This window comes from Eubacterium barkeri (genome assembly GCF_900107125.1).
GTDB classification, from domain to species: Bacteria; Bacillota; Clostridia; order Eubacteriales; family Eubacteriaceae; genus Eubacterium_O; species Eubacterium_O barkeri.
In genome coordinates, this window is the sequence record NZ_FNOU01000028.1 from 19,224 (window position 1) to 33,427 (window position 14,204).

13 protein-coding genes and 1 pseudogene are annotated in these 14,204 nt (G+C 48.0%); 8 read left to right on the forward strand and 6 right to left on the reverse strand.

Going from position 1 to position 14,204, the window contains the following annotated elements; all coding sequences use genetic code 11:
• The first annotated feature begins 3 nt into the window (after positions 1 to 3).
• Complete coding sequence (locus tag BLU30_RS12865) at positions 4 to 756, forward strand: acyl-CoA dehydratase activase (protein ID WP_090246969.1); 753 nt, start codon at positions 4 to 6, stop codon at positions 754 to 756.
• 67 nt (positions 757 to 823) lie between these two features.
• On the opposite strand, the gene BLU30_RS14300 is transcribed toward BLU30_RS12865, so the two are convergent.
• The 6 genes from BLU30_RS14300 to BLU30_RS12890 form a co-directional block, all read right to left on the reverse strand.
• A complete protein-coding gene (locus BLU30_RS14300) occupies positions 824 to 988 on the reverse strand; it encodes a hypothetical protein (protein WP_176770942.1) in 165 nt (54 codons plus the stop codon).
• A gap of 173 nt (positions 989 to 1,161) precedes the next feature.
• The gene (locus tag BLU30_RS12870) at positions 1,162 to 2,304 is read right to left on the reverse strand and encodes an acyl-CoA dehydrogenase (RefSeq protein WP_090246970.1); all 1,143 of its coding nucleotides are present in this window, start codon (positions 2,302 to 2,304) and stop codon (positions 1,162 to 1,164) included.
• 24 nt (positions 2,305 to 2,328) lie between these two features.
• Positions 2,329 to 3,336 carry an electron transfer flavoprotein subunit alpha/FixB family protein gene (locus BLU30_RS12875; RefSeq protein WP_090246988.1) on the reverse strand — a complete coding sequence of 336 codons (1,008 nt, stop codon included), beginning with the start codon at positions 3,334 to 3,336 and terminating at the stop codon, positions 2,329 to 2,331.
• A gap of 16 nt (positions 3,337 to 3,352) precedes the next feature.
• Positions 3,353 to 4,153 carry an electron transfer flavoprotein subunit beta/FixA family protein gene (locus BLU30_RS12880; RefSeq protein ID WP_090246972.1) on the reverse strand — a complete coding sequence of 267 codons (801 nt, stop codon included), beginning with the start codon at positions 4,151 to 4,153 and terminating at the stop codon, positions 3,353 to 3,355.
• A gap of 106 nt (positions 4,154 to 4,259) precedes the next feature.
• The gene (locus BLU30_RS12885) at positions 4,260 to 5,270 is read right to left on the reverse strand and encodes a sigma-54 interaction domain-containing protein (RefSeq protein WP_090246973.1); all 1,011 of its coding nucleotides are present in this window, start codon (positions 5,268 to 5,270) and stop codon (positions 4,260 to 4,262) included.
• Complete coding sequence (locus BLU30_RS12890; protein WP_090246975.1) at positions 5,271 to 6,665, reverse strand: sigma-54 interaction domain-containing protein; 1,395 nt, start codon at positions 6,663 to 6,665, stop codon at positions 5,271 to 5,273.
• A gap of 324 nt (positions 6,666 to 6,989) precedes the next feature.
• Here BLU30_RS12890 and BLU30_RS12895 point away from each other — a divergent pair, with 324 nt between their 5' ends.
• The 7 genes and pseudogenes from BLU30_RS12895 to BLU30_RS12925 all read left to right on the forward strand — a co-directional run.
• The gene (locus BLU30_RS12895) at positions 6,990 to 8,141 is read left to right on the forward strand and encodes an acyl-CoA dehydrogenase family protein (RefSeq protein WP_090246977.1); all 1,152 of its coding nucleotides are present in this window, start codon (positions 6,990 to 6,992) and stop codon (positions 8,139 to 8,141) included.
• 1 nt (position 8,142) lies between these two features.
• Positions 8,143 to 8,595 (forward strand): MaoC/PaaZ C-terminal domain-containing protein, encoded by a 453-nt coding sequence (locus BLU30_RS12900; RefSeq protein WP_090246979.1) that lies wholly within the window; start codon positions 8,143 to 8,145, stop codon positions 8,593 to 8,595.
• Between the two features lie 48 nt (positions 8,596 to 8,643).
• The gene (locus BLU30_RS12905) at positions 8,644 to 9,942 is read left to right on the forward strand and encodes an acetyl-CoA hydrolase/transferase family protein (RefSeq protein ID WP_090246980.1); all 1,299 of its coding nucleotides are present in this window, start codon (positions 8,644 to 8,646) and stop codon (positions 9,940 to 9,942) included.
• A gap of 3 nt (positions 9,943 to 9,945) precedes the next feature.
• Positions 9,946 to 11,181, forward strand: coding sequence for an L-lactate MFS transporter (locus BLU30_RS12910; RefSeq protein ID WP_090246982.1), 1,236 nt, complete (start codon positions 9,946 to 9,948; stop codon positions 11,179 to 11,181).
• 18 nt (positions 11,182 to 11,199) lie between these two features.
• Positions 11,200 to 12,879 (forward strand): class I adenylate-forming enzyme family protein, encoded by a 1,680-nt coding sequence (locus tag BLU30_RS12915; RefSeq protein ID WP_090246983.1) that lies wholly within the window; start codon positions 11,200 to 11,202, stop codon positions 12,877 to 12,879.
• Positions 12,880 to 13,779 (forward strand): MBL fold metallo-hydrolase, encoded by a 900-nt coding sequence (locus BLU30_RS12920; protein WP_090246985.1) that lies wholly within the window; start codon positions 12,880 to 12,882, stop codon positions 13,777 to 13,779.
• Positions 13,780 to 13,813: 34 nt separating this feature from the next.
• Positions 13,814 to 14,204 (forward strand): annotated as a pseudogene (locus BLU30_RS12925) (sulfide/dihydroorotate dehydrogenase-like FAD/NAD-binding protein); the annotation flags it as partial.

Below are 14,204 nucleotides of genomic sequence, written 5' to 3' on the forward strand. Positions count from 1 at the left end.
CCCATGCTAACCCTGGGTATTGATTCTGGCTCGACCACTACTAAAGGGGTGCTCTTAAACGCAGCGGGGGAGGTCACCGCCCATCGCCTCTGTGCCACCTCCGCCCGCCCCCGGCAGACCCTGGAGGCCCTGTACACTGAGCTGAGCGGCCCCCAGGTGGCCTGCACCGTGGCCACCGGCTACGGCCGCCGGCTCCTCAGTGCTGCGGATAAGCAGGTGACTGAAATCACCTGCCACGCCCTGGGCTGCCGACACCTGCGTCCCGACATCGGCGGCGTTATCGACATCGGCGGGCAGGATAGCAAGGCCATCCTCCTGGATATATCCGGGAACGTATCGGACTTTCTGATGAACGATAAATGCGCCGCTGGCACCGGCCGCTTCCTGGATATCATGATGGGCATCCTGGATGCGGACATTGATGCACTGGACGATTTTGTGGCCGGGGCTGCCCCAGCCACCATCTCCAGTATGTGCACCGTTTTTGCCGAAAGTGAGATCATCGGGCTACTTGCCGAAGAGGTGCTCCCCAGGGATATTGCCCTGGGAGTGATCCATTCCATTGCCAAGCGCACCGCAGGCTTTGCCAGCCGCCTGCCCCTGGGCAGCCCGGTGTTTTTCAGCGGCGGCCTTTCCCAATCCCAAGTTTTCTGTACCGTGCTCCAGTCCGAGCTGAGGCTGCCGGTGGTCACTCATCCCCTGGGGCAATTTGCCGGGGCCATCGGTGCTGCTGTACTGGGACAGACCCAGATTTAACCCAAAAGCCCCCCTGGAAACTAAAATTCCAGGGGGCTTTTAAGTTTATTCTTGTAATAGCAGGGGGTTACTTCACCCACCGAATATAATCCGCCTTCCGGGGCGCCGCTTCCTTCACAGGTCCATCGGCATAGCCCAGGGTACAATGCCCCACGCCGATGTAATCCCCGGTGACGCCCCACTTGGTCAAAAGGGCTTTGCCCTCGTCACAGTCAAATTCTTCTTCGCACAATTTTATTAATTATTTTATCCAAGCCCATATCATTTTTTCCTGCGATTAGATTGAAAAAAGACGACAGAATTTTTAGATTCTGCCGTCCATTTAGGAAGAATATATCAATCAGAGATAACGGGTACTGAGCATGACCCGCATACCCCTGCTGATAACGTAGTATTAAAGGTTGGTTATTTTACTCCCATCCAGCTGGAGATAACCATTTTCTGAACTTCCGAAGTCCCTTCATATATTTCAGTAATTTTAGCATCCCGCATAAGTCGCTCAAAGGGATACTCTCGGGTATAACCATAGCCACCCACCAGCTGTAAGCAACGCCGTGTTACATCACTGGCCGCCTCTGCTGCATAGAGTTTCCCCATTGCCGCCAAATGGCTATATGGTTGATGATTTTCCTTAGCTACTGCAGATCGATATACCAGAAGCCGGGCCGCATCAACCTTGGTCTGCATATCTGCCAGCTCAAATTGGGTATTTTGGAATTGACTGAGCCGTTTACCAAATTGTTTTCTTTCCTTCGTATACTTAACTGCCTCGTCAATGGCATTTTGAGCGATGCCCAGAGCCTGGGCGGCAATCCCGATTCGGCCGCCATCCAGGGTCATCATTGCAATTTTAAAGCCCTTTCCGATTTCGCCTAAAAGATTCTCTTTCGGAACTTTAACGTCCGTAAAAATCAGTTCAGTCGTTGCAGAACCGCGGATTCCCATTTTCTTTTCTTTAGTCCCGATTGTAAATCCTGGCATGGTGTCCTCAAGGATAAATGCTGAAATACCCTTGGTTCCAATATCCCGGGTCGTCATGGCAAAGACGACATAAATGCTGGCCTTTCCACCATTTGTAATGAAGATTTTGCTGCCGTTCAGCAGATAATGATCACCCTTATCCTCTGCAAAGGTCTGTTGCATGGCTGCATCGGTTCCGGCACCAGGCTCTGTCAAACCAAAAGCACCCAGTTTCTCACCAGTTGCTAAAGGCGTTAGGTATTTTTGTTTTTGTTCCTCTGTTCCAAATTCCGAAATTGGCCAGCAGCATAAAGAGCTGTGCGCAGAAACCATGACGCTGGTGGTGGCACAGTGCCGGGCGAATTCTTCGCAGGCTAAAATATAGGTCAGATAACTCAGTCCCGCACCACCGTATGCTTCGGGCATGGCAATCCCCATCATCCCCATATCCGCTAATTTTTCATACGTTTCTTGGGGAAAGCGTTCCTCCTCGTCAATTTCAGCAGCTAAAGGGGCGACTTCCTTTACGCAGAAATCATGGAGCATGTCTAATATCTCTTGTTCTTCTGGTTTAAATGTAAAATCCATCTTATTCCTCCATCTGGCCTTTACTCAGGCCTTTGCTTTTTGTATGGCTTTGGTAAGGGCAGGTACCACTTCAAACAGGTTTCCAACAACGCAATAATCAGCAATATTGAAGATTGGGGCCTCTGGATCCTTGTTGATTGCCACGATGACATCCGAGCTGCTCATCCCTGCTAAATGTTGGATAGCTCCGGAAATCCCACAGGCGATATAAAGCTTCGGACCCACGGTTTTTCCTGTTTGGCCAACCTGGTGGGCATGGTTAATCCATCCTGCATCAACCGCAGCCCGGGAGGCACCGACAGTTGCTCCAAGGGCCTGTGCCAGTGCTTTAATGGGCTCAAAGCCCTCTGGCCCACCAACGCCACGGCCACCCGATACAATAATTTCAGCACCTTCTAAATCAACTAATTCGCCACCGATTTCATTGATGACTTCTAATAATTCTGTCCGGATTTGATCCTTTGCGATGTGAATATCTTCCTTAACAATCACACCTTCCAGCGCATCATCCGGTACGTTTTTCTTAAAGACACCGGGGCGCACAGTACCGATCTGCGGACGATGATCAGCACATAGGATCGTCGCCATCAAATTGCCACCGAATGCCGGACGGGTCCAGGCAACATTGCCACTTTCTTCATCCAGGTCAAGTGCGGTACAATCTGCTGTCAATCCTGTTTTTAACCGGCAAGACAGACGAGGTGCCATATCACGGCCGATATTGGTTGCCCCAATGAGTAAAGTTTTAGGACCATATTTTTCAATTAATGCATATAAAGCATAGGTATATGCATCGGTTGTGTAGTGACTGTATTCATCACTGTCCACGACCAAGACGTTATCCGCGCCATAGCGAACCGCATCCCGAACGGCATCATCCACCTTTGAACCAATGACAACTGCCGTCAACTGCCCACCCTGGCCGTCTGCCAATCGTCTGCCTGGAACCAACAGTTCAAGACCTACATTTTTAGCCTGGCCTTTACCATTGGTTTCCACGAATACCCAAAGATTATTTGTTTTTGCTTCCATCATATTTCCCACCTTTCTAAATAATGTTGGCTCCGGAGAGAAGCTCGAATAGCTTTGCTGCCGATTCTTCATTTGTTTCTTCCTGGATTGTCACACCACCTTTTTTTTGAGGTGGGGTGAAGCTCTTTTTAACCCGAGTAGGGGAGCCCTTCAATCCTGCACGGCTCAAATCGATATCCAGATCTTCTGATGTCAAGACCGGAATTGTGGCACGATTTGCTGCCATTTTTGTCTTAATAGAGGGATACCGGGGCTCAAAGGATGGTTTAGTGACGGTAATCAGACAAGGGGTTTTGACCCCGATGATTTCAAAGCCTTCTTCCGTTTCCTTCTTAACCTTGACGATATCGCCATCGACGATGGTTTCCACCGCATAGGTAACCTGGGGATAACCCAAATGCTCAGCAATTTCCGGACCGACCTGTGCCGTATCCCCATCAATAGCCTGCTTACCGCAGAAGATGATTTCGAAGGGGCCGTCCAGCTCATCAATCTTTTTTATGACTCTGGACAAGATATAGCTCGTTGCCAAAGTGTCTGAACCACCAAATTTTCGGTCAGACACTAGGTACGCTTTATCTCCCCCGACGGATAAGCATTCCTTTAAGGCTGCGGTGGCCTGTTCCGGGCCCATGGTCACGACTGTAATCGTCGTTTCAGGATCTACATCCTTTATCCGTGCGGCTGCTTCCAATGCGTCAGCATCGAAGGGATTAACAATACTGGGGACACCTGCCCGAATCAGTGTATTCGTTTCGGGATTGATTTTGATTTCGGTGGTATCTGGAACTTGTTTAACACATACTAAAATCTTCATACGTTCATCACTCCTGTTTCTTTTTTCTCTTTCACGCAAATTTTCCCAATTTCTACGCAAATAAAAATGCTCCTGCCTATAACAGAAGCAATTTTTATGCCAATTTTTAACTTTTGCGTTTATATAACTGATATTTCTGCTTTTTTCGATTCAGTGTCGCCAAATGGATCCCCAGTAGCCTGGCAGCATCTTCTAATGTACTCGTCGCATCCAAGGCTTCCTGTATATACTGTCGTTCGAAAGCTGCCATGGCTTCCTTCAGGGTCCGATGGCCTGGAATCACCGCTACCTCCTGTGACGATATGACTCGTTTTGGACTACTGTTGTAATTTAACAATTCTGCCAAACGCTGGTCGTCAATGGTTTTCCCTTCATCTAAGACATACAATCGTTCCATGAAATTTTGAATTTCCCGAACATTTCCTGACCAATCACTTTTTTTTAAGCGGACCAATGCCTCTGGAGTAAATTCTTTACGGGGGCCGAATTGCTGTTCCAATGTATCCCCAAAGAAATCCATAAGTGCGAGGACATCTGGCCAACGCTCCCGCAGCGGGGGAATTTCCAGAGTTACTACCTGGATTCGATAGTACAAATCTTCTCGGAAAGTTCCTTCTGCCACCATTTTCTTTAAATCTCTATTGGTAGCGCTAACAATCCGAACATCGAGTGCAATGGGTGCCTGCCCCCCTAATCGGATAATCGATTTTGTTTGTAGGAACTGCAGTAGTTTGACCTGATTGGCCAACTGCATCTCGCCAATCTCATCTAAGAAAACGGTCCCGCCTGCCGCACTTTCCAATATCCCCTTTTTTCCAGCATATTGAGCCCCTGTAAATGTTCCGGAGGCATAACCAAAAAGCTCCGATTCAAAAAGCTCATCGGGGATTGCACTGCAATTCACGTGTAAGAAAGGCTTGTCTTTGCGATTGCCCGTATAATGAATGAATTTAGCCAGGCAATCTTTTCCTGTCCCCGATTCTCCCACCAGCAGGACGGTAGCGTTATGTCGCGATAGCTCTGATGCCTTTTCATATAGATCCCGCATTTTAGGATCCGCCACCACGATGTGAAGCGCCTCTAATTTCTGATCAAGGTTTCTCTGGTCATCGCCCATTTATATCCCATACCGCTTTCTTTTCTTCGATAATGTGGACGCATCTATCCCAAGTGATTTTGCCGCTGATAACGCGGTTTCCTGCTGGTCCAGGGCCCGTTTAATCATCCTTTTTTCAAGACTTGCCACCATCTCCTTCAATGAACCAACCGGACCGCCAATAGGGGTTATAGATTCTTGTCTCTTTTTCATCTGATCCTTCTCGGCCTGCATTTCCCCGGGCAAATCCTCTAAATCAATGACTTCTGACCGGGAAATGACCACCAGGCTTTCGATGACATGGCGTAATTCCCGGATGTTTCCAGGCCAGGGATACTGACTGAATACCGTAAAGACATCATTGGTAATCACCCGTTTCTTGTTATATTCTGCATTGAATTCCTCTAAAAACAGGGTTGAAAGCTTGACGATTTCTTCCCGCCGTTCCCGCAGTGGGGGAATTTTTACCTCCACGACATTCAAGCGGTAGTATAAATCTAAGCGGAAAGACCCCGCCTCCACCATCTGGGGCAAGTGGCGGTTCGTCGCCGAAATGATCCGGATATCTACCGGTATCGATTCAATACCGCCAATACGGCGTACCTCCTTATCCTGTACCACTTGAAGTAACTTCACCTGGATTTCCAACGGCAGTTCGCCTACCTCATCCAGAAAAAGCGTTCCGCCATCTGCCAGCTGGATGAGTCCGATTTTACCATTTTTAGATGCTCCGGTGAAAGCCCCTGGCTCATAGCCGAATAATTGGGATTCAAACAGGGATTCCGGAATAGCACCAAGGTTGACATGGATGAATTTTGATTGGCTTCTTGGACTAATCCGATGGATGAATTTAGCCAAGACATCTTTACCTACACCAGACTCCCCAAGAAGCATGACGGACACATCCGAGGGTGCCAACCGTGCCGCCATTTGATAGATACGCTTCATTTCCGGGCTTTCAACAATGATTTCCTTCTGGAGCATGCCTTCCAACTGCTCCTGCTGTAATTGAATCTCTATGGCATCAACCTTTGCCGCAATATTGGATAGTTCCCGCTCCATACGCATGGTCTCGCTATAATTCGTAATGGTATAGAGAATATACTCGGTTCCCGTCCCCATTGTAGATACCGGAGCAGCCGTTGTAATGACGTAATCATTGGTGCTGTATTTTACGATTTCCGTTATTTCCCGATTGCTCTCTCCAATCGTATCGATGAGGGTCCTGTCGTTATGGAGAACCACATCTTCTTCTTTCGAAATCTCACGAATATCCCGACCAATATACTTCTGAATATCATATTTAGCCAGCTCACTGTAATAATGGTTGCCCCAAAGAACGGTCCCTTCTTTATTTGCAATAACAATACCGACCTTGAGTTGATCTAAAATATGGGTTAATGTTTGAAAATCCATTTTCACCTCAAAATTTTTAAAATTAATTTAAGAATAGCGTTTCTCCTGGAATAGTACAAGGTATTTCTTCAATTATTCCCGCTTTTTATATGCATTTTTGATCTGATATTGATTTTTTTCAATTCCTATTCAAAATTTTTCCTTTTCCCTTTGCGGTAACTCCTTTAATATACGTGATGTTGTCCCCTTTTAAAAGGACTTTTATTTTTTCTGCTACACATCATTGAATTTGGCACATTTTTTGCTTTATATACTTGTCATAAGGTTATCCCAGCCTGAAAATGTTCCTACCCAATATTATTATATTTCAAAGGAGTTAATATTATGAACAAGTACTTTTTAACAGAAGACCAGCTTGCAATCCAGGAAATGGCTAAAAAGTTTTCAGATGAAGAAGTCCATCCCGTTACGACGGAATTAGACCAGAAACACCTTTTCCCCGAAGACCTTGTCAAGCAATGTGGTGAGATGATGTTCCTTGGTGCCTGCATTCCGGAAGAATACGGCGGAGCTGGTCTGGACTGTTTAAGCCATATTCTCATTATGGAACAATTAGCACGGCATTCCTCCTCCTTAGCTTCTATCCTGGATGCCCATACCTCACTTGGTGCCATGCCTCTGCTCCACGCTGGAACCGAGGAACAGAAGCAGAAATACCTTGTCCCAGCCGCCCAGGGTAAAAAGTTATGTTCATTCGCATTAACCGAACCCCAGTCTGGCTCGGACTCCGGTACCATTAAAACCTTCGCAAAACTCGATGGCGATGAATGGGTCATTAACGGCAGCAAATCCTTTATCACCAACATCGGCTACTCCAGCATCTTCGTCGTTGCTGCAAAAACCGATTTAGAGGCAAAAGGCAGCCGCGGTATCAGCATCTTCATTGTTGAAGCGGGGACACCAGGCTTTGAGGTCGGAAAACCTGAAGAAAAGATGAGTAACCATAGTTCCTACAGCGGTTCCTTATTCTTTACTGATTGCCGTATTCCTAAAGAAAATCTCCTTGGTGAATTGAACCGAGGATTCCCTCTGTTCATGTCCTGTGTGGACGAAGGCCGACTGGCCATCTCCGCCGTTGCCCTTGGGATGGCCCAGGGTGTACTGGAACGTGCGACACGCTACGCAAAGGAACGGGTCTGCTTTGGAAAACCCATTTGTGCCAACCAGGGAATCTCCTTCAAGCTTGCTGAAATGGCAACCGAAATCGAGCATACACGTATCATGTTATACAACGCCTGCCGCTTAAGAGATGCCGGTCTCCCATACTCCCAGGAAGCCGCCATGGTTAAGATGTTCTCCTCTGAAATGTGCGTGGATGTCTGTGATAAAGGCGTACAGATTCTCGGGGGCTACGGCTTATGTGTCGAATATGAAATCGAACGTTTCTATCGTGATGCCAAACTCCTTACCATCGGTGAAGGTACCTCGGAAATCTGCCGGATGATCATCAGCGGCAATGTATTAAAGGAGTACTAAGATGGAGCGCAGCTATTTATATCTGAGTGAATTCAACGTGGGGGATGTTTTTACTACACTGTCCCGCACGGTGACCGAAACTGATGTCGTCCTCTTTGCTGGTTTGACCGGTGATAACAATCCCATCCACACGGATGCTTCCTATGCCAAAGATCTTCCCTTCGGCAGCCGTATCGCCCACGGTATGCTTGGTGCTTCCATCGCCATCGGCCTGTGGGGGAGAATGGGACTGGTCGATGGTTCTGCCATTGCCGCACTCAGCACCCAATGGAAATTCGTCGGTGCCATTCCTCTTGGCGATACCATCCACGCGACGGTGGAGGTCAAGGAAATCAATCGGTCAAAATCAAAACCTGACCGGGGGACTTTAAATATTGAATATACTATATTAAATCAGGATGAAAAAGTTTGCCAGATTGGCAGCATGGTCACCATGCTCAAATGGGAAGCGTAATCACCCAATGAACTCTTCCAGTGTTCAAATTTAAAAACGAGGTTATCTATGGATTGGAAAGAAAAATATAAAGATCGGATTGTAACGGCCCAGGAGGCCGTTGCACAGATCCGATCCGGGGATAAGATTATTTTTGGTGATTGGTTAGGGGAACCGCGTGCCTTAGTCAGTGCTCTGATGGACCGTGCGGAGGACCTCCAAGACGTTGAAATCATCCATGGGATGAGTCCAGGTCCCAATACCCACCTGATGCCGGAAATGGCCACACATTTCCATCACACCGCACTTTTTTTAGGCGGGGCATCCCGAAAAGCATATCGGGAAGGACGCATTGATTTCATCGGCGGCACCTGCTTCCACCAATGGCCAATCATGTTTGAACAAAATGCGGATTTAAATCCGCATTGGGCCTTCATCCAACTGTCGCCCCCCGATGAAAACGGTATGTGCTCCTTCGGGAACTCCTGCTGCTTTACAGAACCTGCAGCGCGAACAGCCCAGCACACCATTGCTCAAATCAATGAGAATATGCCCTATGTCGGAGGCACCCAAATTCATTTGGATCAATTGGATTATATTGTTCCTTATGATGAACCTTTATACACTATCGGCCCTTCTCCCAGCGACCCTACAACGACAAAAATCGCAGAAAATGTAGCCCTTTTAGTTGAAAACGGTGCGACGCTCCAGCTCGGCATCGGTTCTTTGCCCGATGCTGTGCTGCGATGCCTGAATAAAAAGAAGGACTTAGGCATCCATTCCGAAACTTTGACAGAAAGCATTATGGACCTCGTCAATGCCGGGGTGGTGACCAACAAATGCAAAACCTTGCATCCCGGTGTCTGTGTTGGTGCCCAGGCCGCCGGGTCAGCGGATTTTTTCAAATTCATGGACCACAATCCATTGTTTGAGCTTTATCCTGTTGATTATGTTAATGATCCCTATATCATCGGAAAGAACTCGAAGATGACCTCCATCAACACCTGTGTTGCCGTCGATCTTCTAGGTCAGGCCACCGCAGAATCTGTTAATGGCCGGGAGTTTTCCGGCATTGGTGGCCAGCTGGATCATGTCCGGGGCTCACAATTATCCGAGGGTGGAAAATCGATTTTAGCCCTATCCTCAACAACTAAGAACGACACGATTTCTAAGATTACAGCAAGCCATGTTCCGGGTACCGTCATCACTGTTTCCCGATACGATATTGATTATGTCGTGACGGAATACGGTATTGCTGCACTCAAGTATAAGACCGTCAGGCAGCGGGCAGAATCACTAATCGCCATCGCCCATCCGAAATTCCGGGAAACCCTGACCATCGAAGCTAAAGAGATGGGATTGATGTAACAAATGAAGCTCAAAAATCGTTATCTCATGCTGATTATTCTGTTTGTCAATGAGTTTTTAATCGGTGGAACCTATGTATGGAGTGTCTTTTCCAAGCCACTGGCAGAAATGCAGGGCTGGAATTATGGGGATATCACCTTTGCCTATTCCCTCATGTTACTGCTGATGGCCTTTGTCGGCATTGTGGGCGGGAAGCTATTGGACCGCTTCGGTCCAACCCGCCTCATGATTGCATCCGGTATGCTCTGGGGCCTGGGCTGGTTTTTAACCGGATTTGCGAATAGTATCTTTATGCTATACCTAAGCTTTGGGGTGTGCTGCGGGGTGGCTTCCGGACTTTTTTATAATCCGGGAATCACCACCGCAGTCCGTTGGTTTCCTGACAAAAAAGGATTTGCGTCAGGTGTAATCGTGGGTGCGGTCGGTCTTTCCCCCTTGGCAATCGCACCCATTGCCAACGCACTGCTCTCTCAATATGATGTCATGACTGCATTTAAAATCATCGGCGGGGTTTTCTTCCTGATTTCCATTGCGACGACCTGGTATATTGCCACGCCGCCAAAGGATTATTCTCCCTCTGGCGAAGCATCCGGGGGCGTAAACCCCTCTGCCCCGGCCAAGCCAATCACCACCAACATGGATTGGAAGGCCATGTTAAAAGATCGACGCTTCTATCTCATGTGGTTCATTCTTTTAGGTGCTTCCGTTTCCGGCCTGATGATGACCGGCCACGGCTCGGCGATTGGACAGGAGGTGGCCGGTATTTCCGCTGCCCAGGCCGCTTTGTTGGTCGGGATTATGGCGGTTGCCAATTTTTTCGGCCGCATCCTCATGGGTGCCCTGTCGGATCGTTTAGGGCGCTACCCAACGTTGATTGCTGCCCTGATCATCTGTACTGCGGATTTAGTTGTTTTATCCCAGGCGAAGGGTTTTTTCATCTTTGTCCTCTGCTTGGTCATAATCGGAATGTGTTTTGGTGGGGTGATGTCGATTTTTCCAACCATCACATCTGAGGTATTTGGGATGAGGGACATGGGGCTCAATTATGGGATTATGTTTACATCCTACGGCATTGCTGCAGTGATTGGCCCCATGATGGCGAGCATTTTACACGATATTACCGGCAATTACAGTCTGGCCTTTGTCGCCGCTGCGCTGTTTTCACTGGTTTCATTCGCATTGCTCATTGTTCTGGTCCGACTCACCAAGAGGACCTCAAAGAGCAGACCCAAGGATTAATCAGAAAGGAGAGAAATAATGAAGGGTTCCCTCAAGAATCGGCGCAAAGCGCTCATGGCTTCGGACCGATATCGGCCATCAGATGGTATTTTTGACGTTTTTAACCGAATCGCCTGCCAATTTCCGGAATGGGATTGCATCATCACAGATTCCCATACTTTGAGCTATCGCGACGTATTTGATCGTTCGATTCACTTGGCGAAAAGACTCTCCAGCTGTGGGATTGGGCAGGGGAGACACGTGGCTTTTGCATTGGAGAATACACCTCATTATATTATTTTAGTCCTCGCCCTTTCTTATTTAGGAGCCATTAAAATCCCCCTCAATATCAAACTTTCATCAACTGCCATGGCCACGATTATCAAGCAGAGCGACGCTGATTATTTCCTTACTACCCAAAACGTCGCCCTGCATTTAAATATTGATGCCTTCACAGTCCTGACTCCCTCTGTTTCCCGGCTGCTTATTGATTCCGAAGCCCCGGATCAAATCCATGGCTTCTCGGCATTGGCACCTTCTGAGCCGGGAGACAGGCCTCTGATTCATAAAGCCAAGGTTCACCCCGATGACGTGTCGGATATCATCTTTACCTCTGGCAGCACCAACGCGCCAAAGGGTGTCCTGCTTACCCATGGGATGCTCTTAAAAAGTGCCTGGAGCAGCTGCATCAATCGTGGGTTTGAGTGGGGCCGCAGGATTTATATTCCCCTCCCTTTGTTCCATGTTTACGGCTATGTGGAAGGATTCCTGGCTTCTGTCCTGGTTGGTGGTGCCATTATCATCAGCCCGGGCCGCTTTTCTGCGAAGAAAGCCATTGCGCTTATGGCCGAAACGAGGGTCAACGATATCCTGGCCGTCCCATCCATTATTTCCAAGATTTTAAGAGAGCCCTCTTTGAAATCAGTTAATATGTCCGCACTTCATGCAGTGTATTGTTCCGCTTCCATCCCGCCACCATCCATCTGGGCCGAAATCAGACGAGGACTCCATGTTTCTGATGTGATTACCGGTTACGGCATGACAGAAGTCAGTGGGGCATCGGTCCAGACGGACCCGACCGATTCTGACTTCATCCTTCAAAGCCGCGTTGGAAAAATCCTGTATTATCCCTTAGCAAAAACGGAAAAATGCACCCCTGCCATCACCTATCGTGTCGTAAAAACAGAGGATGGACAAATCGCCAATATTGGCGAAATCGGCGAGCTATGGTGCCAAGGCCCCATTGTTACCCTAGGTTATTACCATAATGTAGAAGCTAACGAAAAAGCATTCACGCCGGACGGTTGGTTCAAAACCGGAGATTTAGGGATGTTTGATGCTTCCGGCTATCTGACATTCTATGGCCGCATGGATGATATCTATAAAATCAATGGTGAAAATGTTTCACCATCATTAATTGAATCTCAAATCATGGCCAATGAAAATGTCCTCAATGCCGCCATCGTTCCTATCCCGGATTCCCAGCTCGGCCAGGTTGGTGTGGCCTTCATCGAATTGTCCCAGGATGCACCCTTTCGACGTCAGCAGCTTCTTCGGCATCTCCAGGGAAATCTAGCCTCTTTCCAAATGCCCCGCCATTTCTTTTTCCTAACTAAAAAAGAGTGGCCCCTGACCGCCTCGGGAAAGGTAATCCGGCATAAACTCCAGGTGCGCGCTTTAGCGTTGGTTCAGGATTTACAAGCAGGAGGGATTGATTAAATGCTTCAATGTCACCATGTATCCGGAAACACCTATTATCTAGCCACTGCCCGAAGCTGCATCCCCTTTTATTTATTAGATGCGACCCATGCCGTTTTGATGGATTCGGGATTGGCCGATTCTGATCAAAATATCCTTTTGGCTTTTTTTGAGAGAAAAAAAATATGGATCCACAGTATTCTCACCACCCATGCCCATATCGACCACGTTGGAAACCATCGTGTATTCCAAGAAAAGCATCAATCTAAACTATATCTATCCCTTTTTAACGCAGCAGTTTGCAGCAACCCTTTAGGCCTCAAGGCCTATTTTTATGGTAATTCTTATTCGGAAATGTGCCGTTATGCCCAATCGATGTTCTTCACCCCTGATTGCGTTTTTTCAAAGGATGCGGCTTCCATCACCATCGAGGGGGCTGTTTTTGAGATTCTCGATCTGCCCGGCCATTCTCCGGAACACCTTGGATTCGTCACGCCTGATGGCGTCGCCTATTTAGGCGATTTGCTAATCAACCGGGAAATGATTGCCAAGACCCGTGTCCCTTATTCGATGTGCTGTTCCGTGGATTTAGCGTGTAAGAAAGATGCTGCCCGACTAAACTATCCCCACTACCTCATTTCTCATAAAGGACTCTATGAAGACATTCAACCTTTGATTGCCGAGAATTGCCTCATGTGGGAGCAGAAGCTCCAGCAATTGGAAAAACTCGTTGACTCGGAACTTTCCTATGAGTGTCTATTGGGCAAAGCCTTTAAAATCTACGGAATTAATCTTAGCAGCATGAGAAGTTCAATTATCTCCGAACGAAGCATCCGATCGATGCTGCAGTATTTGACCGAATCTCAGCGCATCATCCACTTTTTAAAAAATGGAATCATTCATTTCAAGCCCTGCGAATAAAAACATTATAACGTATATGTATAAAGGAGGAAGTATGTACAAAATCGTCAAAGCCGAACACCTGGCGGAGAACATCGTCCTGATGGACGTGTTGGCTCCCCGGGTCGCCAAGCATTGTGAACCCGGACAATTCATCATCGTCCGGCTGGATGAACGGGGGGAACGCATCCCCTTAACCATCTGTGACTACGACCGGGAAGCCGGCACCGTCACCATCGTATTCCAGGAAGTGGGCGCCTCCACCGTCCGCATGGCCGAATTAAAAGAAGGCGACGCCTTCTTAGACTTCATCGGACCCCTGGGCTGTGCCTCGGAATTTATTGAAGAAGACATCGAAGCCTTAAAAGCCAAGAAAATCCTCTTTGTCGCCGGCGGCGTGGGTGCCGCCCCCGTCTATCCCCAGGTCAAATGGATGCATGCCCAGG

Coding starts and splice junctions, on each gene's coding strand:
- BLU30_RS12915 (WP_090246983.1), top strand. CDS start 11,200: ATGAAGGGTTCCCTCAAGAATCGGCGCAAAGCGCTCATGGCTTCGGAC.
- BLU30_RS12880 (WP_090246972.1), bottom strand. CDS start 4,153: ATGAAGATTTTAGTATGTGTTAAACAAGTTCCAGATACCACCGAAATC.
- BLU30_RS12885 (WP_090246973.1), bottom strand. CDS start 5,270: ATGGGCGATGACCAGAGAAACCTTGATCAGAAATTAGAGGCGCTTCAC.
- BLU30_RS12890 (WP_090246975.1), bottom strand. CDS start 6,665: ATGGATTTTCAAACATTAACCCATATTTTAGATCAACTCAAGGTCGGT.
- BLU30_RS12875 (WP_090246988.1), bottom strand. CDS start 3,336: ATGGAAGCAAAAACAAATAATCTTTGGGTATTCGTGGAAACCAATGGT.
- BLU30_RS12900 (WP_090246979.1), top strand. CDS start 8,143: ATGGAGCGCAGCTATTTATATCTGAGTGAATTCAACGTGGGGGATGTT.
- BLU30_RS12865 (WP_090246969.1), top strand. CDS start 4: ATGCTAACCCTGGGTATTGATTCTGGCTCGACCACTACTAAAGGGGTG.
- BLU30_RS12895 (WP_090246977.1), top strand. CDS start 6,990: ATGAACAAGTACTTTTTAACAGAAGACCAGCTTGCAATCCAGGAAATG.
- BLU30_RS12920 (WP_090246985.1), top strand. CDS start 12,880: ATGCTTCAATGTCACCATGTATCCGGAAACACCTATTATCTAGCCACT.
- BLU30_RS12910 (WP_090246982.1), top strand. CDS start 9,946: ATGAAGCTCAAAAATCGTTATCTCATGCTGATTATTCTGTTTGTCAAT.
- BLU30_RS12905 (WP_090246980.1), top strand. CDS start 8,644: ATGGATTGGAAAGAAAAATATAAAGATCGGATTGTAACGGCCCAGGAG.
- BLU30_RS12870 (WP_090246970.1), bottom strand. CDS start 2,304: ATGGATTTTACATTTAAACCAGAAGAACAAGAGATATTAGACATGCTC.